The 21,162-nt window shown below is 38.9% G+C and carries 14 protein-coding genes; 9 read left to right on the top strand and 5 right to left on the bottom strand.

All coding sequences use genetic code 11. The features are described from left to right. The first annotated feature begins 780 nt into the window (after positions 1-780). The 3 genes from CWD90_RS09765 to CWD90_RS09775 all read left to right on the top strand — a co-directional run bounded on the left by CWD90_RS09765 (position 781) and on the right by CWD90_RS09775 (position 9,055). Positions 781-4,770 carry a two-component regulator propeller domain-containing protein gene (locus CWD90_RS09765; protein ID WP_192878008.1) on the top strand — a complete coding sequence of 1,330 codons (3,990 nt, stop codon included), beginning with the start codon at positions 781-783 and terminating at the stop codon, positions 4,768-4,770. A gap of 687 nt (positions 4,771-5,457) precedes the next feature. Beyond that, positions 5,458-6,447: a ribonucleotide-diphosphate reductase subunit beta gene (locus tag CWD90_RS09770; protein WP_103475775.1), complete on the top strand. Its 990-nt coding sequence runs from the start codon at positions 5,458-5,460 to the stop codon at positions 6,445-6,447. A 133-nt stretch (positions 6,448-6,580) separates the two neighbouring features. Beyond that, positions 6,581-9,055: a ribonucleoside-diphosphate reductase subunit alpha gene (locus tag CWD90_RS09775; RefSeq protein WP_103475776.1), complete on the top strand. Its 2,475-nt coding sequence runs from the start codon at positions 6,581-6,583 to the stop codon at positions 9,053-9,055. Positions 9,056-9,512: 457 nt separating this feature from the next. Here CWD90_RS09775 and CWD90_RS09780 read toward each other — a convergent pair whose 3' ends face one another. The 3 genes from CWD90_RS09780 to CWD90_RS09790 all read right to left on the bottom strand — a co-directional run bounded on the left by CWD90_RS09780 (position 9,513) and on the right by CWD90_RS09790 (position 12,886). Beyond that, positions 9,513-10,427 carry a hydroxypyruvate isomerase family protein gene (locus tag CWD90_RS09780; RefSeq protein ID WP_103475777.1) on the bottom strand — a complete coding sequence of 305 codons (915 nt, stop codon included), beginning with the start codon at positions 10,425-10,427 and terminating at the stop codon, positions 9,513-9,515. 99 nt (positions 10,428-10,526) lie between these two features. Continuing rightward, on the bottom strand, positions 10,527-11,174 hold the full coding sequence (locus CWD90_RS09785) for a gluconate 2-dehydrogenase subunit 3 family protein (protein WP_103475778.1): 648 nt from the start codon (positions 11,172-11,174) through the stop codon (positions 10,527-10,529). Further along, entirely contained in the window at positions 11,174-12,886 is a 1,713-nt protein-coding gene (locus CWD90_RS09790; RefSeq protein ID WP_103475779.1) for a GMC oxidoreductase, read from the bottom strand. Before CWD90_RS09790 ends, CWD90_RS09785 begins: the two co-directional genes overlap by 1 nt. Before the next feature lie 134 nt (positions 12,887-13,020). On the opposite strand from CWD90_RS09790, the gene CWD90_RS09795 reads away from it, so the two are divergent. The 4 genes from CWD90_RS09795 to CWD90_RS09810 are packed head-to-tail and all read left to right on the top strand — an operon-like array spanning position 13,021 to position 16,865. Then, a complete protein-coding gene (locus CWD90_RS09795) occupies positions 13,021-14,010 on the top strand; it encodes a sugar phosphate isomerase/epimerase family protein (protein WP_103475780.1) in 990 nt (329 codons plus the stop codon). An 11-nt stretch (positions 14,011-14,021) separates the two neighbouring features. After that, the gene (locus CWD90_RS09800) at positions 14,022-14,465 is read left to right on the top strand and encodes a DinB family protein (protein ID WP_103475781.1); all 444 of its coding nucleotides are present in this window, start codon (positions 14,022-14,024) and stop codon (positions 14,463-14,465) included. 16 nt (positions 14,466-14,481) lie between these two features. Then, positions 14,482-15,711 carry a nucleoside permease gene (locus tag CWD90_RS09805; protein WP_103475782.1) on the top strand — a complete coding sequence of 410 codons (1,230 nt, stop codon included), beginning with the start codon at positions 14,482-14,484 and terminating at the stop codon, positions 15,709-15,711. Between the two features lie 17 nt (positions 15,712-15,728). Beyond that, positions 15,729-16,865: a Gfo/Idh/MocA family protein gene (locus tag CWD90_RS09810; RefSeq protein WP_103475783.1), complete on the top strand. Its 1,137-nt coding sequence runs from the start codon at positions 15,729-15,731 to the stop codon at positions 16,863-16,865. A 72-nt stretch (positions 16,866-16,937) separates the two neighbouring features. On the opposite strand, the gene CWD90_RS09815 is transcribed toward CWD90_RS09810, so the two are convergent. Then, on the bottom strand, positions 16,938-17,399 hold the full coding sequence (locus CWD90_RS09815; protein ID WP_103475784.1) for an ASCH domain-containing protein: 462 nt from the start codon (positions 17,397-17,399) through the stop codon (positions 16,938-16,940). Between the two features lie 61 nt (positions 17,400-17,460). Next, a complete protein-coding gene (locus CWD90_RS09820; protein WP_103475785.1) occupies positions 17,461-19,164 on the bottom strand; it encodes a GMC oxidoreductase in 1,704 nt (567 codons plus the stop codon). 143 nt (positions 19,165-19,307) lie between these two features. Here CWD90_RS09820 and CWD90_RS09825 point away from each other — a divergent pair, with 143 nt between their 5' ends. Further along, positions 19,308-20,360, top strand: a complete 1,053-nt coding sequence (locus tag CWD90_RS09825) for a sugar phosphate isomerase/epimerase family protein (protein ID WP_103475786.1) — start codon at positions 19,308-19,310, stop codon at positions 20,358-20,360. A 17-nt stretch (positions 20,361-20,377) separates the two neighbouring features. Then, positions 20,378-21,154, top strand: coding sequence for a 3-keto-disaccharide hydrolase (locus CWD90_RS09830; RefSeq protein ID WP_103475787.1), 777 nt, complete (start codon positions 20,378-20,380; stop codon positions 21,152-21,154). The last annotated feature ends 8 nt before the right edge of the window (positions 21,155-21,162 follow it).

Here is a 21,162-nt window from a genome sequence, read left to right on the forward strand (position 1 = left end):
AGCTACATTTGATCAACATAATTATTTCCCCGGATATGTAAAATGTATAACCTACAATGCAAAAACCCAGGTGATGAATAAATGTATAGTTTTTTTTATCGTTTTAGTTTTAGTCCTTATTACTGCTGTGATTACTGATAATGAGAGAGCAACTTCCCATGAAAATAATCTAGTGGAACATAAGGTTGATAAAAATACAAATAGGATCCTTGTGGAAAATAATGCTGTGTCCAACAGGAGCTACTAATAAAACAAAGCCGATTGGTGGAAAGATTCCTTGAATGGAATAGTATTCTTTGGCTATAACAACAAATAATTAGAATTAACTGCCAAATAAAGTGCGGTCCTGTAGAATTAAGTTTTAAATACGAACATGTCATTGTTGCAAAAACGATTCGAAGGATGTAAATGTAAATTTGAAAAACGCAATCAACTTGTAGGTTTTGGATTTTTCATAGTATTTAGGTTTCGGGGGAACTACCTGAACATGTAAATCCGATTCTCGTAATTCATAATCTCGTTGCATCGTGTGGATCGCACTTTATTTGGTAGTTTTCTTTTTGGTTTACCCTCTCTAATATTCTTCACGAACACTTCTTTAAGTCAAAAAATACAGAAGGTCTTTAGTCCCTGACTTCTTCTTTAAATATGTCAATTTTTTGGTTGGATTGATTTCCACTTAGATAAACCTTATCTTGTTGTAATGTTTTTTAACAGGATAGGATGGCTGTATACAAAAGAACCTCTTTACCCTTAGTGTTAAAGTTAATATTGGGACTAATGTATCTCAATACAATTTTTACAGCCCAATCCCAATCCCAAATTAAGTTTAGACAACTCTCCGTTCAGGATGGACTTTCTCAAAACAGTGCCATATCAATTTCTCAAGATAGTATAGGTTATTTATGGATTGCCACTCAGGACGGTCTAAATAAATATGATGGCCAAGTGTTTACAACATACCCTTTTACTTTTGTAGATATTACGCGTTCTAACTATAGTAATTTGGGAAAGGTCTATACAGATTTAAAGGGAGGGATATGGATTATCCCAATAAATCGCATACCGCATAAACTAGACACAAAAACAAATAGTTTCGTTCCCTTACAAGGAGTAACCGATGCCAGCGCCATTTTTATGGATAGGGAGTTTAATCTTTGGATAGGGACTTATTCCAATGGACTTTATGCCTTAAAAAATGGTCAGGCCATAGCAAAAGAAGTAATTCCGCCTTCAGTTCTCAAAAACACGATTTACAATTTGACCCAAAATGATAATGGAGAGCTACTATTGGCTATGGAAAATGCAATTGCCACATACGAAGTTCATAACAACAAATTTAATAAGGTAGGGGCCTATACCAAGGAGAATAGCAAGTTGGAAGCGAATTTCAGTGATATAGTTGTTGATGCTGCGTCAAGGGAGTGGATTGGAACATTTGGTAAGGGACTTTATTTTAGATCTTCAGCTAATGGGCCCTTGAAGCGTATTCATGCTTTATCCTTTTCAGATGTATTGCCGGCAGATTTGAATATTACCGATCTTTACCTGGATTCCAAAGATAGACTTTGGATTGCGACCTATGGCCAAGGACTTTATCTCGTTAATTTTGAACAAGTTTCAATAACCAATTTTGTTACTGAAAAACATAACCCTACAGCTCTGCATTACAATGATATACTGAGCATTTATGAGGATTATTCAGGCACATTGTGGTTTGGTACAGATGGGGCTGGAATGAGCTATTACGATGAGTATTTGGAAAAATTCAATTCCTTCACAGATTACCAGACCCCGGAAAATGTGAGTATCGATGTCGTGAGGTCTATTGTGGTGGACAAGGAGAAATCTGTTTGGATAGGGACATCTGGCAAAGGTCTTACACAGTATAGTCCCAGCACCAATACCTGGAGAACCTTTAAAGCCTTAAATGGGGATATTAAAACTATTTCATCAGATCGTGTTATGAGTCTTTATGTGGATAAGGACGACAATTTGTGGATAGGGACGCAAGAGGGAGGATTATCTATTAAGGAGCCCAATGGTGATTTTTTGCATTTTTCTAATACTTCGGAAATTAAATTAACAGCCAATACCGTTTGGTGCATTTTTGAAGATGGTGAGAATAGGGTATGGTTGGGAACAAGGGACCAAGGGCTAATTCAATTCGATAAAGAAAAAGGAGAAATAAACAAATTTGAGTATGACTCAAGTAAGAAAAATGGGATTCCCAGTAATAATATTAGGGCGATCACCTCGGATGGGAAAGGTAATTTGTGGATTGCGACAGAGAGCCATGGTATTGGAATGTTTAATATTGAGATGGAAACATTTAAAGCTTATCAGTATTTGACCAATGGTAATTCGCTGTCGTCCAATAGCGTAAAAACCTTGTATTACTCACCCAATGATATCCTTTGGGTCGGCACTAATGGAGGTGGCCTTAATGCATTTGACGTTGAAAACAATCGATTTTACCACTACAGTGAAAAAGTCGGCTTGGCCAACAATGTCATTTATGGGATATTGCCCGATAGTGAAGGTAATTTGTGGTTGAGTTCCAACAATGGAATTACCAAATTTACAATAGGACATTTATTGGATGAAACCCCGGAAATAGTAAACTATAATAACTATGAGGGATTGGCGATTGAATTTAATACCGGTGCAGCCTTCAAGGATTCGGAAGGCTACCTCTATTTTGGTGGTTTGGATGGGTTTTATTGGTTTAGGCCCAACGAATTAAAAGAAAACACCATCTTACCCAAGACTGCGATTACCGGGTTCGATGTATATAATAAGCCCTTTCCTTTAATAGATGAGCTTGCCTTGGAAGCCAAGCAAAATACGATTTCCTTTACCTTTTCTAGTCTTCAATTTTCCCTTCCTCAAAAAAATCAATACCAATATAGGCTGGTTGATTTTGATAGCGAATGGGTTTTTGCGGGCAACAAGAACTTTGCCCGATACACCCGATTACCACCTGGAGAATATGAGTTTCAAGTCAAGAGTAGTAATTATGATGGACTTTGGAACAATGTGCCCGTAAGCTATACTTTTTCAATTTTGGCTCCTTGGTATTTTACCCCTTTGGCCAAGTCCGCCTATCTTCTTTTATTTTTTATGTTGGTTTATGGGGTTTACGCTTACTTGAAATGGAAATGGCGCATGCAACTTAAACTTCGATCAAAAATCGAGGAGACAGAACGGTTTAGAGAACTTAATGATTTGAAATCCAAATTGTATACAGATATTTCCCATGAATTCCGTACTCCCTTGACCTTGATATCAGGCCCAGTGGATGTAAAATTAGGGCAAGCCAATCTTTCCGAAACTGATTTCGCCAATTTCTCTATGATAAAGCGGAATATAAATAGGTTAATTGCCCTGGTAGATCAACTCCTACATTTGGCAAAGTTGGAAAAGGGTAAGCTGAAACTTAGGGTTTCAAAGGGAGATCTAGGTCTTTTTTTGGGTATGTTAACATCATCATTTAGGCATACGGCATCAAGAAACAATATTGAATATAAAGTCGAAATAGAGCCTTTGCCCAATGCCTGGTTCGATGAGGATGCTATGGAAAAAATTGTTGTAAACCTGCTTTCAAATGCTTTTAAATATATAAGCGCGGAAGGTATATGCCAGTTTACGGCCATTAAAAATGAAGGAGAAGTGCAGATAAGTGTTAAAAATACGGTAGAAAATTATTCTGATATGGATATCGATCTACTTTTTACACGGTTTTACCAAAAGGATGAATATTCGGACGGAGCTGGTATTGGCCTTTCGTTGGTTAAGGAATTAATAGATATGTACCAGGGCACCATATCTGTACAAATGGAAACAGGTGGGATTATTCACTTTAAGGTAATCTTGCCAATACTAATTTCCAACTTTAAAAATTTCGAATTAATTGAGAAATCAGAAGAAATTGGTATTCAGCCCTTAATAGGTAATGAAGCAGGTTTGGTGCTGCCCAAAAAACCAATGATTCAAAATGGGGAAGCCAAGGACTTGCCCATTGTTCTGATCGTGGAAGATCATAAGGAAGTGCGCGAATTTCTTAATGCCGTTTGGTGCAGCAAGTATCGGATCCTGCAAGCGGGCAATGGCTTGGAAGGAGCAAAAATTGCAGTGGAAGTGGTTCCTGACCTTATTATTTCGGATGTTCGTATGCCTTTCTTAGATGGTATATCGCTTTGCAATAAATTAAAAACAGATGAGCGTACTAGCCACGTTCCCATTATTCTGCTTACGGCCGGTTTGGATGAGGAGCAGGAGTTGCAAGGGTTGTTGTCAGGGGCAGATGATTTTATCACCAAACCCTTTAAGGTCCGGAGTCTGGAAACACGAGTTGAAAATTTAATTGGAACCAGAAAAATGCTTCGAAAGAGGTATAGTCATGAACTTATATTGGAGGCAAAGGATATGGCCATAAGCCCCACAGATGAAGTATTTCTTAATAAATTGGAAAAAGTACTGGATGTGCACCTGCTGGACTCTCAGTTTAACGCAGCTTCTTTTTGCGCAAAATTAGGTATGAGTAGAATGCAACTACACCGCAAATTATTGGCTTATACAGGTCTGTCTACAACAGCCTTTATAAGATCTCAGCGACTAAAACGGGCTATTCACATTTTAAGGTCTTCAGATGTTTCTGTCAATGAGATTGCGTATTCCGTGGGCTTTAACACTCCTTCCTATTTCATTAAGTGTTTTAAGGAAATCTACAACAAAACACCAACAGAGTACCTAGAGTCGCTTGAATAGTAATGCACAATGTTCATGTTACATTTCTTGCAAACTTTGTTACATATAAGGCATATCTATTGAGTTTACTGCAATATATTTGAAACTAGATGATGAAGGGGATAAGAATACACTGTTTTGATGAATTCGAATGTTATTGTTGTAGATTATCATGAGCTGTATTATTTCCGTTGGAGAAAAAAAACAATGGAATGAACACTATAAAACGTAATTAACTCAAACTCCACTAATATGTTTACTTCTAATATTAAAGCTATAAGCTTAGTTTTCTTGGCCATGATTGCCATTTCCATTATGATGATTTTGGCAGCAATATCCATTTAGTTTTTCAAATTAAATTTGGAAAGGTGAAATGCCGATTACTTGGTGACTTTGCATCCAAATCTATGGATGTGAGCACATATGGATTAACATAAACCAAATAGTATGTTTTTATATACTTTTTGGTTTATTTTTTTGAAAGAATATTTTTCACTGGGAGAGTTTCTCATTTTATAATTTCCGTTGTTCAATAAAGGTAATGAACATCACTTGCGAACATACATTTCAACATTTTGTGTTAAAAACTTTGTGGGTAATAATGCTTATTTAGCTTTAGTTATTGGGTGTATTTTGCAATCTTTGTTATCTCCGACCGAGGGCAAATATTCGCCTTAGTTTAAGAAACCCTTAAAATCTAAATAAGATATGTCAGTAGCTATAGAGCCGATTCTGAAAGAAAACCTTAACCGATTTGTTATTTTCCCTATAAAGCATCACGATTTATGGGATTGGTACAAAAAATGTGAGGCTAGTTTTTGGACTGCCGAGGAAATTGACCTGCATACTGACCTTAACGACTGGAACAACAAGTTGAATAGTGATGAGCGTTATTTCATAAAACATATTCTCGCCTTTTTTGCGGCTTCTGACGGAATTGTAAATGAGAACCTTGCCGAAAATTTTGTAAGTGAAGTTCAATATGCCGAGGCAAAATTCTTCTACGGTTTTCAAATCATGATGGAGAATATTCATTCTGAAACCTATTCCCTATTAATTGATACTTATGTAAAGGATGAAAAGGAAAAGGATTTGCTTTTTAACGCTCTTGAGAATTTCCCGGCCATTAAGAAAAAGGCAGATTGGGCCTTGAAATGGATTGAGTCGCCCAGTTTTGCAGAACGGCTAATTGCTTTTGCTGCAGTTGAGGGTATTTTCTTCTCTGGTGCCTTCTGTTCCATATTTTGGCTTAAGAAAAGAGGCTTGATGCCCGGGCTTACGTTTTCCAATGAATTAATATCAAGGGATGAGGGAATGCACTGTGATTATGCTGTTTATCTTCATAATAAACATCTTATAAATAAGGTTCCTAAAGCTCGTATTACCGAGATTTTAGTAGACGCATTGGATATAGAAAGGGAATTTATTACGGAATCGCTTCCTGCCAGTTTAATTGGGATGAATTCGAATTTGATGACCCAGTATCTGGAGTTTGTAACAGATCGCTTGTTGGTGGAGTTGGAATGTGACAAAGTGTACAATTCTACCAACCCCTTCGACTTTATGGACATGATTTCACTACAAGGCAAAACCAATTTCTTTGAAAAAAGAGTAGCTGAATATCAAAAGGCTGGGGTCTCGAACAACAAGGATAAGGACGACGATTCGCAGAAAATTAGCTTCGACGCCGATTTTTAATAGGTAACGGTATAAAGGAAATCCCCTTTGGGTTATAAGGGGATTTTTATGCGATGAATTTGATATGTTAATGTTTTTAACATATGCCCCATGGCCCAAACGTATGTATCATTAAAAAAAAAATTGTAGCAACATGTATGTAGTAAAAAGAGACGGAAGAAAAGAGCTGATAATGTTCGATAAGATCACAGCTAGAGTAAGAAAATTGTGTTATGGCCTAAATGACCTGGTAGATCCACTAAAGGTCGCCATGCGTGTAATTGAAGGGCTTTATGATGGGGTAACTACATCTGAACTCGATAATTTAGCGGCTGAGATTGCGGCTACCATGACCACTTCACACCCAGACTATGCCAAGTTAGCGGCACGTATTTCCGTTTCCAACCTACATAAAAACACCAAAAAATCCTTTTCGGAAACGATGAGGGATTTATATGTATATGTAAATCCAAGAACGGGCAAAAAAGCACCATTGCTGTCCGATGAGGTGTACAAAGTTGTTTCTGAGAATGCAGATAGATTGGATTCTACCATTATTTATAACCGGGATTTTGGCTACGATTATTTCGGATTTAAAACTTTGGAGCGTTCCTATCTTTTAAAACTCAATGGGAAGATTGCAGAAAGACCACAGCATATGCTTATGAGGGTATCCATAGGGATTCATCTTAACGATTTGGATTCGGCCTTGGAGACATATGAGTTGATGTCCAAAAAATATTTTACCCACGCTACGCCTACCTTATTTAACTCTGGAACTCCTAAACCTCAAATGTCTTCTTGTTTCTTATTGGCAATGAAAGACGACAGTATTGATGGTATTTATGATACATTAAAACAAACAGCAAAAATTTCGCAATCTGCTGGGGGAATCGGTCTTTCTATCCACAACGTTAGGGCCACAGGTTCTTATATTGCAGGGACAAATGGCACCTCTAATGGCATTGTACCTATGCTACAGGTTTTTAATGACACAGCGCGATATGTAGATCAAGGCGGTGGAAAGCGTAAGGGAAGTTTCGCTATCTATGTTGAGCCATGGCATGCCGACATATACGAATTTTTGGACTTGAAGAAAAACCATGGAAAGGAAGAAATGAGGGCTAGGGACTTATTTTATGCCATGTGGATACCAGATTTATTCATGAAAAGGGTAGAGGCCAATGAAAATTGGACCTTAATGTGCCCTAATGAATGCCCTGGACTATTTAATCATCACAGTGAGGATTTTGAAAAGTTGTATGCTAATTATGAATCAGAAAACAAAGGGCGTAAAACGGTTAAGGCTCGTGAACTTTGGGAGAAAATTTTAGAATCCCAAATTGAAACAGGTACTCCGTATATGCTTTATAAGGATGCAGCCAATAGGAAGAGTAACCAACAGAATTTAGGTACTATTCGCTCCTCCAACCTTTGTACGGAAATAATGGAATATACTTCGCCTGATGAGGTGGCTGTTTGCAATTTAGCTTCCATTGCGCTTCCGATGTTTATTAAGAATGGGGAGTTTGATCACAAGGAATTGTTTAGGGTCACAAAACGGGTTACGAGAAATTTAAATAAGGTTATAGATAGAAATTATTATCCGATCAAGGAGGCCGAAAATTCCAATATACGCCATAGGCCAATAGGTTTGGGGGTTCAAGGTTTGGCCGATGCGTTTATAATGTTGAGGTTGCCATTTACAAGTGATGCTGCCAAGGAATTGAATCAGGAAATTTTTGAGACTTTGTATTTTGCAGCGGTTACGGCTTCCATGGAAATGGCAAAAGAGGAGGGGACTTACTCTTCCTATGAGGGTTCTCCAATATCCAAAGGAGAATTTCAGCACAATTTATGGGGTGTTAAAGATGAAGAGTTATCCGGGAGATGGGATTGGGGAAAATTGCGTAAGGAAGTAAAAAAGAACGGAGTTCGCAATTCCCTATTGGTAGCGCCTATGCCTACAGCCTCTACATCGCAAATATTGGGTAACAATGAATGTTTTGAACCTTATACATCCAATATTTATACGCGTAGAGTATTGTCCGGGGAGTTTATTGTAGTGAATAAACACTTATTGGAGGATTTGGTAGGACTTGGCCTTTGGAACGAAAATATGAAACAGGAATTAATGCGTGCCAATGGTTCTGTGCAGGATATTGAAAATATACCTACCGAAATTAAGGAGTTGTATAAAACAGTTTGGGAGTTAAGTATGAAGGATATTATTGATATGTCCAGACAACGTGGTTATTTCATAGACCAGAGCCAGTCCTTAAACTTGTTTATGGAGAACGCCAATTATTCCAAGTTGACCTCAATGCATTTCTATGCATGGAAAAGCGGACTTAAGACTGGAATGTACTATCTAAGAACGAAAGCGGCAGCAGATGCTATTAAATTTACTTTGGATAATAGTAAGAAACAGGAAGTTCCTGTTGCTGAGGCGCCATTGGAGACTAGTATAGTGGCTAAAGAAGTAACAAAGACCATTAAGGTGGAAGCTACTTCGGCCAACCAGCAACAGGTGGAAGTAAAACCGATGACAGCGGCCGAGATGAAGGAATTGATAGCTCAAGCTAAGGAAGGCCAAGCAGATGACGATTGTTTAATGTGTGGCTCCTAAAGGGCTCACATCCTCGGAATTAATCAATAAAAAATCCCCAAAGATTACTTTGGGGATTTTTTATTATAATAGCTAAAGTGCCTTAGCTCATATAATTGTAATCAATTATTCTTGTAAGCTGTTTATCTATTGGATATATAAGGTTTTAGTACAAACGCACAAAGGAACGCTATACAATATATTATTAGAATTGTGATGTGCTTATCCATTTTGCCCCGTATTAGATAGTTTATACATTTATATACGTGAGAAATAGGAAATTGGATTATAATTATCTTATATACAATAATTTATCATAACATATCCTTGTCATTTTTTAAAATGATGGTGATATATTATTCTTCCTAATGCGAAGAATATAAGGTAGACTGCTAAGGTGTAAATGTAAAGTTCCATCTTACCCTTCTGACGAAGAAGCAAGATGGAAACTTTCTAAAAGCAACGTTAAATTTGTGGACTACAAGAAGTTATCCTCGGACTTATAGGCATTTATAACGGCCGTCTCACCCTCCTTGTCCGGTCTGGAATTGCCGTGTTCCATGCCCAAGACTCCTTTAAATCCTTTGCTGTGAATATATTTGAAGACATTTTTGTAATTAATTTCCCCAGTAGTAGGTTCCTTTCTACCAGGATTGTCCCCTATTTGGATATAGTCTATTTCATCCCATGTAAGTTCCATATTGTGGATTAAATGTCCTTCAGTTTTTTGCATGTGGTAGATGTCAAACAATATTTTACAGGAGGGGCTATTCACGCCTTTACATATCATATAGGTTTGATCTGAATTTTGTAGGTATAGATCTGGAGAATCAGATAAAGGTTCTAATACCATTACCAAGCCATGAGGTTCTAAAATCTCCGCTCCTCGTTTTAATGCCTCAATAACATTGCCGTCCTGAATACCAATTGGCAGTTTTCTTTCGAATCCACCCGGCACAACGGTCATCCATTTGGCATTGACACGTTTGGCAACATCTACGGCTCTTCTGCAGCCGTCCAAAAAGATATCAATATATTCCTGTTTACCTGCAGCGAGGGTATTTGCCATATTACCTCCTTTGTCAACTACAAATACACCCATGGTCATATTCCGTTTGGCTAAGGTTTCGCCTATTTTGGTTTGCATTGCAACGTCCCTACCCATCATGCCGTTGTCTTCAAAAGCAGTAAACCCTTGGTCGGCCATAAAGTTTATTTGGTCAATAAGGTCATCACCGGCAAGGTTTTTAAACATCCCAAAATGGGGGGCATATTTTAAATTGAACGTATGCTTCGCTTCTAAATTAGGTTTGGCTCCATAAGCCAAAGAACCTCCAATTGTAATGGCACTACTTGTAAGTGCTGTTTTTTGTATAAAATCTCTTCTTTTCATTTTTTGGATATGGTTGAATTTATTTATAAAAGAATGCTAATGGAACTAAGTGGCCTTTTGGCCTTCCTAGTTCCGTTAGCATAATAATTTTGGTATAATTTAAAGTGACCAGGCCTTTCCCCCGGTTAGTTCCTGAAGATCTCCGCAACCAATGTATTCCCCAGGTACCGGTAAATATGATAATACATTCTCGCCGACCAATTCGGATGACTTATAGCCCCAGATAGTTAGATCTCTTAAATTATTTGCGAATGCAAATCTGGATATATCATCGTTCAAGTTGTCCGTTTTGCCAGCTTTTACGGCTTCTGTGTAAGTCTTTATTGCCTTGAAATGGTTTACCTGATCTTCTTTTGAAATCTTCAGGGCATTGGCCAAGACCGGTTCCAGTTCTTTTGGAGTTAAGTCCGCAATCTCTGTCTTGCCCGAATCCTTTAAGACCTTATCCAAGAATTTCCCCATGGTCATCTTTAACATGTCCTGCTGTTCTTTTTCCATTACCTGATCTGCCAAACGGTCTATAAAGATATGGACCTGTACCTCAGAGGCAGAAGGGGTATCGGTTTTAGGAAGTATTATGTCGACCAGATGGGTTAGAACGGAGCCCTCTGCAGAGGATAGAAAATCTGGTGTCCATAAAATTGCAGCGTCTTTTTTACAACTTTGAACAATGCTTAACAAGGTTGGGGTGGCTACGGTGTATCCCAACGCCAGTCCCATATTTCTAATTGCTTTTCTTCTATCCATTATATATTTCCTTTTTTAAGTTCTTTTACCGCATGGTCAGCGGCTCTAGCAGTGAACGCCATATAAGTTAATGATGGGTTAACGCAACTGGCCGAAGTCATAAATGACCCATCAGTTACATAAACATTAGGTACGTCATGCAATTGATTGTTCCCATTGAGCACAGAGGTTTTTCTGTTGCGTCCCATCCTTGCAGTACCCATTTCGTGAATTCCCAAACCTAAGCCGGTTGGGCCATCATGTCCTTCTACATCACGTAAACCAGCTTTTTCCAACATTTCTACAGCTGATTGCTGCATGTCTTTACGCATGTTAAATTCGTTTTCCTGTAAGTCGGCATCAAAGGTTACTGTGGGAAGCCCCCAGCCATCTAGTTTATCGTAATCCAAGGTCATTCTGTTGTCTTGATAAGGGAGCACTTCGCCAAAACCACCGATGCCCATTCTCCAACCTCCTGGTTGAAGTATATTTTCCTTAAGGTCTTTTCCGTAAGAGAGTTCGGCAACCGTTTCTTCCCAATTACCCCTGCTGGCTCCCCCTTGATAACCGAAGCCACGTTTGTAATCTTTTCTATTGGAATCTCCCCCTAAATTTCTAAATCTTGGAATATATATACCATTAGGTCTTCTACCTTTGTAGTACCTATCTTCGAAGCCGTCGAATTTACCGGAAGCACCAACCCCTAAATGATGGTCCATAATATTGCGGCCCAATTGGTCAGAATCATTCCCCATACCATTCGGGAATCGATCGGATTTGGATTGCATTAATATCGAAGTGGAAGCTATAGAGGAGGCACATAAGAAAATTACCTTTGCCTTAAATTCAAATGTTTCCTTTGTTAACCGGTCTATAACTTTTACCCCTGTAGCTTTTTTGGTGTTAGGGTCATAAATTACCTCATGTACAATGGAATCTGTACGTAATGTCATGTTTCCTGTTGCTTCTGCCGCAGGTAGGGTAGAAGACAAACTACTGAAGTAAGCTCCAAAAGGACACCCTCTAATACAACGGTTTCTATATTGACACTTGGTACGTCCGTCAAAATTTTTGGTTCCGGTTATGTGTGCAACCCGACCTATGGTAACGGCACGGTCGTCAAAACCTTCCGTAACTTTATTTTTAAAATGTTCTTCAACACAATTCATTTCCATGGGGGGCAAAAAATCACTATCCGGTAACTGAGGAAGATTAAGTGCCTCCCCACTAACACCAATATAGTTTTCCACTAAAGAGTACCATGGGGCAATATCCTTATAACGCACGGGCCAATCAACTGCAATGCCATCTTTTAGGTTGGCTGTAAAATCGATGTCGCTCCAACGGTAACTTTGACGTCCCCATTGTAATGAACGTCCACCTAGGTGGTAACCTCTCATCCAATCAAATCGCCTTATTTCGTTATATGGGTGTTCCAGATCATTTACAAACCACATTTTACTTGCAGCATTTGTGGTATATCCAGTTCTGTTCTGTTTAGGTTGTTTTTCAACATCTGCCTTGGTCGGTTCTCCGGCATTCGGAAAGTCCCAAGGATCCATATTGGCAGTCTCGTAGTCTTCGATATGTTTTATCATCCTTCCACGTTCCAAAACCAGGGTTTTAAGTCCTTTTTCACATAATTCCTTTGCGGCCCACCCTCCGCTAATTCCCGTACCTACGACAATTGCATCATAAGAATCCTGCACCTCATTGTTAAAAATCTTGCTCATTTATGAAATTGTTTATTTAATAAATTTATTAAATATAAAATTAATTTTCTACATTTAAACCCTATATTTATTAATACTATAGCACTATAACGTTATAGTTATTGTTAATCCTTGGATTTAATCTCAAACCTGATATGAAGTGTAAAAATTTAAAAATCAATGGAATTAAGGTAGTTTTATTTGCCTTATTAATAGGTGTTTTTTCTTGTAAGGAAGCTCCTAAGGAGCAGCCAAAGGATGTGGAGGCCTCTGAGTTATCCATGAAGGTTGCAGATCCATTTTTTAAATTGTCATTGGCCCAATGGTCCATTCATAAAATGATACGTAATGATAACGTTGATCCTTATACATTTGCGGAGAAGGCAAAAAAATGGGGCTTTACCGGGCTCGAGTACGTAAGTCAATTATATAACCCTGAGTTGGAAAAAGCTAATTATTCCAAGGAGGCCATGGCTGCATTTGTCGAGAAATCTAATGCAGAGGCAAAAAAGTACGGTTTGCAAAATGTATTGATTATGATCGATGGCCAAGGGAATTTGGCCGTAAGCGATGAGAAAGAAAGAAATGAAACCGTTGAAAAACACAAGATATGGGTGGATGCCGCTGCCGCAATGGGATGCCATGCAATTCGGGTAAACCTTAACGGAAGCAGCGTTCCGGAAGAGTGGAAAGCGAATGCCGTTGACGGACTTACCAAGTTGGCAACTTATGCTAAAGGCAAGAATATTAATGTTTTGGTCGAAAATCACGGGGGCTTGTCTTCCAATGGCGCATTACATGCCGAAGTGATGGCAACTGTAAATATGGATAATTGTGGAAGCCTTCCTGATTTTGGCAATTTCTGTATTGAGCGATCAAAGGATGGATGTGCCGAGGAATATGACAATTATAAAGGTATCAGTGAATTAATGCCGTATGCCAAGGCGGTAAGTGCCAAATCCCACGATTTTGATGCGGATGGCAATGAAACTAAATTGGATTACCCTAGAATTCTTAAAATCGTTAAGGATGCGGGTTATACTGGATATATAGGTGTGGAGTACGAAGGTAGTATTTTAGGCGAGGAGGACGGAATTCTTGCTACTAGGGATTTATTGATAAAGGCGGGTAAGGAACTTAATTAGTAGTGGATCCTATGAAGGCCTTTTTTAATCAGCTGTTCGATTATAACTTTTATTGCAATAAGAAATTGATTGAAGAGTGCCAAAAGCTGGAAAATGTTCCAGATAGAACAATGGAGCTCTTCAGTCATATTTTAAATGCCCATCATATTTGGAATGCTAGAATTCTTGGAAAAAAGATTGAGTATGATGTTTTTCAGTTACAATCTCCAAAGGATTGGGGAGACATACATTACGAAAATCAAAGAAGCTCTTTTGAGATAATAACCAATGTGGATGATCTTGAAAAGCGATTGGATTATGAGAATACCGAAGGAAGGTTGTTTACTAATACCATTCAAGATATGTTGTTTCACATTATAAACCATTCGACCCATCATAGGGCGCAAATTTCCATTGATTTTAGAAATAACGCCATTGAGCCTTTGGTCATGGATTATGCTTTTTATAAGCGATAAATATACCCTCTAAACCGTGAATGTAAAAACCAAAGTGCAATTGTCCTTTATGATGTTTCTCGAATTCTTTATTTGGGGCGGTTGGTACGTAACACTTGGTACCTTTTTGGGGGAGAACCTTCAGGCCACTGGAGCAGAAGCGGCAATGGCGTATTCAACGCAATCCTGGGGGGCAATTATTGCTCCTTTTATAGTTGGATTGATTGCCGATAGATATTTTAATGCGGAGCGAATTTTAGGTGTGTTACATCTTTTGGGAGCGGTGATGATGTGTCAAATGTATACCGCCGTGGACTTTGTCGGTTTTTACCCCTATGTACTTGGATATATGATACTCTATATGCCTACTCTGGCCCTAGTGAATTCAATTTCCTTTAGTCAGATGAAAAATCCGGCCAAAGAATTTTCTTTTGTCAGGGTTTTTGGAACCATAGGATGGATAGTGGCCGGATTAGTAATTAGCTATGCGTTTTTATGGGACTCCGAAACCTCCAGGGGAGAAGGCTTATTAAAAAACACCTTTTTAATGGTGGCTATCGCTTCGGCTGTTTTGGGACTTTTTAGTTTTACGTTGCCCAAAACACCTCCAAAAGTCAAAACTGATGAAAAGATATCGATTTCGAGTATTTTGGGACTGGATGCCCTGAAACTTTTGAAAGATAGAAATTTTTTGATATTTTTTGTTTCATCAATACTAATATGCATTCCCTTGGCCTTTTATTATCAAAATGCCAATCCGTTTTTGTCGGAGGTTGGAATGGAAAACCCAACAGGTAAAATGACCATTGGGCAAGTTTCGGAAGTTTTATTTATGTTGCTGTTGCCATATTTCTTTAAGAAATTCGGATTTAAAAACACCATGATTGCCGGAATGCTCGCCTGGACAATTAGATATCTCCTTTTTGCCTATGGAAATAACGGGGATTTGACTTTTATGTTAATTTTGGGTATTGCCCTGCACGGTATTTGCTATGATTTCTTCTTTGTTTCCGGACAGATTTATACGGATTCAAAGGCGGGTGATAAATTTAAAAGTGCGGCACAAGGATTAATTACCTTGGCTACCTATGGTGTTGGGATGTTGATAGGTTTTTGGGTTGCAGGTAAAATAACAGATAGTTATTTACTGAGTGAAGGGTTGCACAGCTGGACGGATATCTGGACATTTCCTGCTATTTTTGCACTAGCGGCTATGGCGCTGTTCGCTATATTTTTTAAAAACGAAGAAGTAGAATATAAAGAGTAATTAGGAATAAATAGATTATGGGTAAAAAAATTAGATTAGGAATTCTAGGGGGTGGAGGAGACTCTCTAATTGGGGTGTTACACCGAGTGGCATCACAGATTAATGATAATTACGAAATTGTTGGTGCTGTTTTTAACCCGGATTTTGAAGCGAATGTTGCTTTTGCCGAGGAGATAGATGTGCCTACCAATAGGATTTATAAGGATTTTGATACCTTGGTGGAAGAGGAATTAAAACTCCCTAAGGAAGAACGTATTCAGGTATGTTCAATACTTACCCCTAACTTTTTGCATTTTCCAATGGCTAAAAAGTTGTTGGAAAACGGGTTTCATGTAATTTGTGAAAAGCCCATGACCACTACCTACGAGGAGGCTAAAATATTACAGGCCACCTTGGAAAAAGCCAAAACTGTTTTTGCGGTTACCCATACCTATACCGGGTATCCTATGGTTAGACAAATGCGGGAGATGATAAAGGACGGTGCTATTGGGAAAGTACACAAGGTAGATGCACAATATTATCAGGGATGGATCAACTCCATCATACATGATAAGGCTAAACGGTCTACGGTTTGGAGATTGGACCCTAAAAAGGCAGGGATTAGTTCGTGTATGGGAGATATTGGGGTACACGCCTTTAATATGATCGAATATACAACCGGCATGGCCATAAAGTCTATTTTGGCAGATTTCAATTATTTATATGAAGATAACCAGATGGATGTAGACGGTACAGTTCTGATCCGTATGGGAAATCATGTGAAAGGGGTTATTCGATCTAGTCAGGTGGCTACAGGGGAAGAAAACAGACTTTCCATTGCTGTTTACGGAGAAAAGGGTGGCCTTAGATGGGAGCAAGAAAATCCCAATTATCTTTATGTCTTAAGTGATGATAAACCCCTTCAGGTATATAAGCCTGGTCATGCATATAATTCCAAATTATCCTTGAATGGAACTAAATTGCCTCCTGGACATCCTGAAGGTATTTTTGATTCTATGGCCAATATCTATTTAGGTGTTGCAAGGGCAGTTAGAGGTGAAAAATATAACGATGGAGAATTTCCTACAATGATGGATGGTGTACGTGGTCTGGATTTTATTGAGAGCACGGTAGAGTCCAACAAAAATGGGAATGTTTGGGTCGATTTGAAATAATTAATATTTGATTGATATAAAAATGGCCGCAATTGCGGCCATTTTTTATGAAAATATTTTAAGTTAAAGAGATTATCCGTACACCTTTTCAAATTCCACGCAAACTACGATGGTACTATCTCTGGGAACACGGTCGTAAGGTGCCAGTTCACGGGTAAAATAATCCCAATGGTATTTTTTCCAGTACTCAAGACTTTTGTCGCCCATGCCTTCCAATTGTACATAATCTTTGGTAATGCTGAAAAATGGTTTCAGCTTTACAGCGGTAGTCCTTATAATGCACTTGGCTTTGCCGTTCCAATCTGTAATTATCATAAAAGCACCTATTTTGGGTAGTGGCTCCTTTCGGTTTTGAAGACCCAATAAGGAAAAAGAGGTCGCTTTTTTAATATCCTTTATAATTAAACCCACAAAGTGGTCTGCGTCTTGTTCATTGTCGCTAAAGTGAAGCACTTTGGGTGCTTCTACAAAAGCAAATTCTAGGTGGGCATCCAAAAAATCCCCCCACATATTTCTAGCCGAAGCATTGTCCATTCTAATTAGGTCTAAGTTTTAACAGTAACGGTAAAATACATTAATTATTTCTCGAAGGATGTTATGAAAATTTGCCCTCTTTCAATTGTTTGGCTGCATGATTTGCCGCCCTGGCTGTAAATGCCATATAAGTCAATGACGGATTTACACAATTGGAGGAGGTCATAAAAGCACCATCGGTGACATAAACATTGGGAACTAGATGCACTTGATTATTTTTATTCAAGATGGAAGTTTTGGGATCATGCCCCATTCTGGCGCCACCCATTTCATGTATGCCCAATCCCGGCCAGGAAGATTCCTCATAGGACTGTACATCCTTAAATCCAGCCGCTTCAAACATTTCTACGATAACTTTTTTGATATCCTTGCGCATATTCAACTCGTTTTCCTTGAATTCAACATCAAACGCCAATTGTGGAAGTCCCCATTTATCTTTTTCAGTAGGGCTTAAGGTGACCCTGTTGTCGTCATATGGCAGGAATTCTCCAAATCCGGTAACACCGATTGTCCAATGACCGGGCTTTAGAATACTTTCTTTGAGTTCTTTTCCATATCCCAATTCCCCAATGGCTTCCGACCAATCGCCTCTACTGGCCGTACCTTGATATCCGAATCCACGAATATACCCATCACGCTTGGTCTTTTTGTCCATATTTACGAATCGGGGAATATAAAAACCATTGGCACGGCGACCTTTATAATATTTGTCCAAATAACCATCTACTTTAGCGGTTGCCCCTAATTTATAATGATGGTCCATAATCCCTCTACCTAAGGCATCCGAGTCATTTCCAAGACCGTTAGGGAAGCGTTCACTTTTTGATTGCAATAAAATACCGACAGAAGCCATGGCTGAAGCACAAAGAAAGATAATACGGGCTTTGAACTCCACTTTTTCGTTGGTCTCCGTATCTATGACTTTTACTCCGGTCGCTCTTTTTGTTTTATCATCATAGACGACCTCGTACACAATGGAATTGGGTCTGAGCGTCATATTACCAGTTCTTTCTGCGGCTGGCAAAGTGGATGAATTACTGCTAAAATAGCCTCCGAAAGGGCAGCCACGCCAGCACCTATCTCGATTTTGACACACTCCACGACCTTCGAAATCTGCATTTGGATTTGTAATGTGTGCCGTACGACCAATGGTCACCAAACGACCATCGTCAAATTTTTCTTCGATAGATTTTTGAAAGTCTTCTTCTACACAATTCAATTTCATGGGGGGTTGAAATTTGCCATCCGGCAATTGTTTTAGCCCGAGGGCTTGACCACTGACCCCTATATATTCTTCAACTTTGTCATACCATGGCGAAATGTCCCTATATCTAACAGGCCAATCAACACTGATGCCCTCTTTTTTATTGGCTTCAAAATCAATGTCACTCCAACGGTAACTCTGTCTGCCCCATGTTAAGGAACGCCCACCGACCTGATATCCTCTTATCCAATCGAATCGTTTGGTTTGAACATAAGGATGCTCCAAATCGTTCACAAAGAAATGCTTATTGCTCTGATCTGGTGCCCAATTCAACCTACTTTGTATGTGATATTTCTCCTTATCCGATTTAGATAATTTGCCTTTTAATGGGTAATCCCAGGGGTCATCGTTCATGGTGGGGTAATCCTCGATATGCTTAACCATTCGTCCTCTTTCCAGCACCAAAGTCTTTAACCCATTCTCACAAAGTTCTTTAGCTGCCCAACCTCCACTAATTCCGGTACCTACAACAATGGCATCAAATATTTCACTTTGATTCATTCTATATTTCTTGTATTAATTCTGATGCTTTTCCTATATTTATGACTTCGCATTTGTAGGCATAGGCTACAAACATTAAATATAGGATTTTTATCCTAAATGTTAACAATGGTTATTTTCAATTACACTTAATAAAATTTAAAATGAAGACAATTAAAGGGCCGGCAGTATTTTTAGCACAATTTGTAGATGAAAAAGCACCATTCAATTCATTGGATGGCATGTGTAAATGGGCATCCGATTTGGGATATAAGGGAATTCAAATACCTACTTGGGTCGATTTTCTTATCGATTTGGATAAAGCTGCCGAGAGTCAGACCTACTGTGATGAATTAAAGGGAAAGATAAATTCCTACGGACTTGAGATTACGGAGTTGTCTACGCATTTGCAAGGACAATTAGTGGCAGTGAATCCTGCTTACGATTTGATGTTTGATAATTTTGCGCCCGATAAAGTAAAAAATAATCCCAAGGCCCGTACCGAGTGGGCAGTAGATACTGTTAAAAAAGGAGCTACAGCAAGTAGAAGACTTGGTCTTAATTCGCATGCCACCTTTTCTGGTTCTTTATTATGGCATACGGCCCATCCATGGCCACAGAGACCAGCGGGATTGGTAGAAATGGGCTTTGAAGAACTGGCCAAAAGATGGTTGCCTATCCTAAATCATTTTGACAAGGAAGGTGTGGACGTATGCTACGAAATTCATCCTGGTGAAGATCTACATGATGGGGATACTTTTGAACGCTTTTTAGCTGCTACCGGAAATCACAAAAGGGTCAATATTCTTTACGACCCAAGCCATTTTGTACTTCAACAATTGGACTACATTGCTTATATAGACCATTACCATGAGTTCATAAAATCATTTCACGTTAAGGATTCTGAATTTAACCCAACTGGTAAGAAGGGTGCTTTTGGTGGATTTAACGATTGGGGAGACAGGGCTGGAAGATATCGCTCTCTAGGCGACGGACAGATAGATTTTAAAACCATTTTCTCTAAATTAACACAGTATGGCTGTGATGTTTGGGCAGTAATGGAATGGGAATGCTGCATAAAAAGTCCAGAACAAGGGGCACGGGAAGGAGCCAAGTTTATCCAAGACCATATCATAGAGGCTACAGAAAAGACCTTTGATGATTTTGCCGGCGCTGCAATAGATAAAACAGTACTGAAGAAGATATTAGGAATATAAAATTAATATAGAAGAAAATGAAAAAATTAATTTTCAGTGCCTTGATAGCTGTTATGGTTGTTGGCTGTAAGGATAAAACGGATAAAAAGAACATGGACTTAGACTCAGATCCCATGACTAATTCTGAGCAAGGAACTCCACCTCCACAAGCTCCTATTGAAGGGGAATGGCAGGTACTTTTTGACGGGACCAATTTTGATGCATGGAAACGGTATTTGGAAGATGGTGTTGGGGATGCATGGAAGATTGAGGACGGTGCCATGGTGTACTATCCACCCAAGGACCGCAAAAAGGGAGAGAAATACAATTTAGTAACCAAGGAAGACTTTACCAACTTTGTACTATCCGTAGACTGGAAAATTTCAGAGGGTGGGAACAGTGGTATTTTTTGGGGAGTTAAGGAAGTTCAAAGCCTGCCGGAAGCCTACCACTCTGGGCCAGAAATTCAGGTATTGGACAATGAAAAACACCCTGACGCCAAAAATGGAACTACCCATCAGGCCGGTGCTTTATATGACATGATAGCCCCGAGTATAGATGCCACAAAACCGGTTGGGGAATGGAATACCTGTGTAATTACCATAAACCATAAAACCAATAAAGGTAATGTAGTTTTGAATGGTACAGAGGTAGCTTCTTTCCCTGTTCATGGTGAGGAATGGGAGGCCATGATTGCCAAATCCAAATTTAAAGGATCAGAGCATTTTGGTAAATATATGACCGGACGAATTGGATTGCAAGATCATGGGGACAAGGTGTACTTTAAAGGCATCAAAATAAAAACATTGGACTGATCCAATAT

Source organism: Arenibacter catalasegens, assembly GCF_002909235.1.
Lineage (GTDB): Bacteria > Bacteroidota > Bacteroidia > Flavobacteriales > Flavobacteriaceae > Arenibacter > Arenibacter catalasegens.

Coding starts and splice junctions, on each gene's coding strand:
- CWD90_RS09765 (WP_192878008.1), top strand. CDS start 781: ATGTATCTCAATACAATTTTTACAGCCCAATCCCAATCCCAAATTAAG.
- CWD90_RS09770 (WP_103475775.1), top strand. CDS start 5,458: ATGTCAGTAGCTATAGAGCCGATTCTGAAAGAAAACCTTAACCGATTT.
- CWD90_RS09775 (WP_103475776.1), top strand. CDS start 6,581: ATGTATGTAGTAAAAAGAGACGGAAGAAAAGAGCTGATAATGTTCGAT.
- CWD90_RS09780 (WP_103475777.1), bottom strand. CDS start 10,427: ATGAAAAGAAGAGATTTTATACAAAAAACAGCACTTACAAGTAGTGCC.
- CWD90_RS09785 (WP_103475778.1), bottom strand. CDS start 11,174: ATGGATAGAAGAAAAGCAATTAGAAATATGGGACTGGCGTTGGGATAC.
- CWD90_RS09790 (WP_103475779.1), bottom strand. CDS start 12,886: ATGAGCAAGATTTTTAACAATGAGGTGCAGGATTCTTATGATGCAATT.
- CWD90_RS09795 (WP_103475780.1), top strand. CDS start 13,021: ATGAAGTGTAAAAATTTAAAAATCAATGGAATTAAGGTAGTTTTATTT.
- CWD90_RS09800 (WP_103475781.1), top strand. CDS start 14,022: ATGAAGGCCTTTTTTAATCAGCTGTTCGATTATAACTTTTATTGCAAT.
- CWD90_RS09810 (WP_103475783.1), top strand. CDS start 15,729: ATGGGTAAAAAAATTAGATTAGGAATTCTAGGGGGTGGAGGAGACTCT.
- CWD90_RS09815 (WP_103475784.1), bottom strand. CDS start 17,399: ATGGACAATGCTTCGGCTAGAAATATGTGGGGGGATTTTTTGGATGCC.
- CWD90_RS09820 (WP_103475785.1), bottom strand. CDS start 19,164: ATGAATCAAAGTGAAATATTTGATGCCATTGTTGTAGGTACCGGAATT.
- CWD90_RS09825 (WP_103475786.1), top strand. CDS start 19,308: ATGAAGACAATTAAAGGGCCGGCAGTATTTTTAGCACAATTTGTAGAT.
- CWD90_RS09830 (WP_103475787.1), top strand. CDS start 20,378: ATGAAAAAATTAATTTTCAGTGCCTTGATAGCTGTTATGGTTGTTGGC.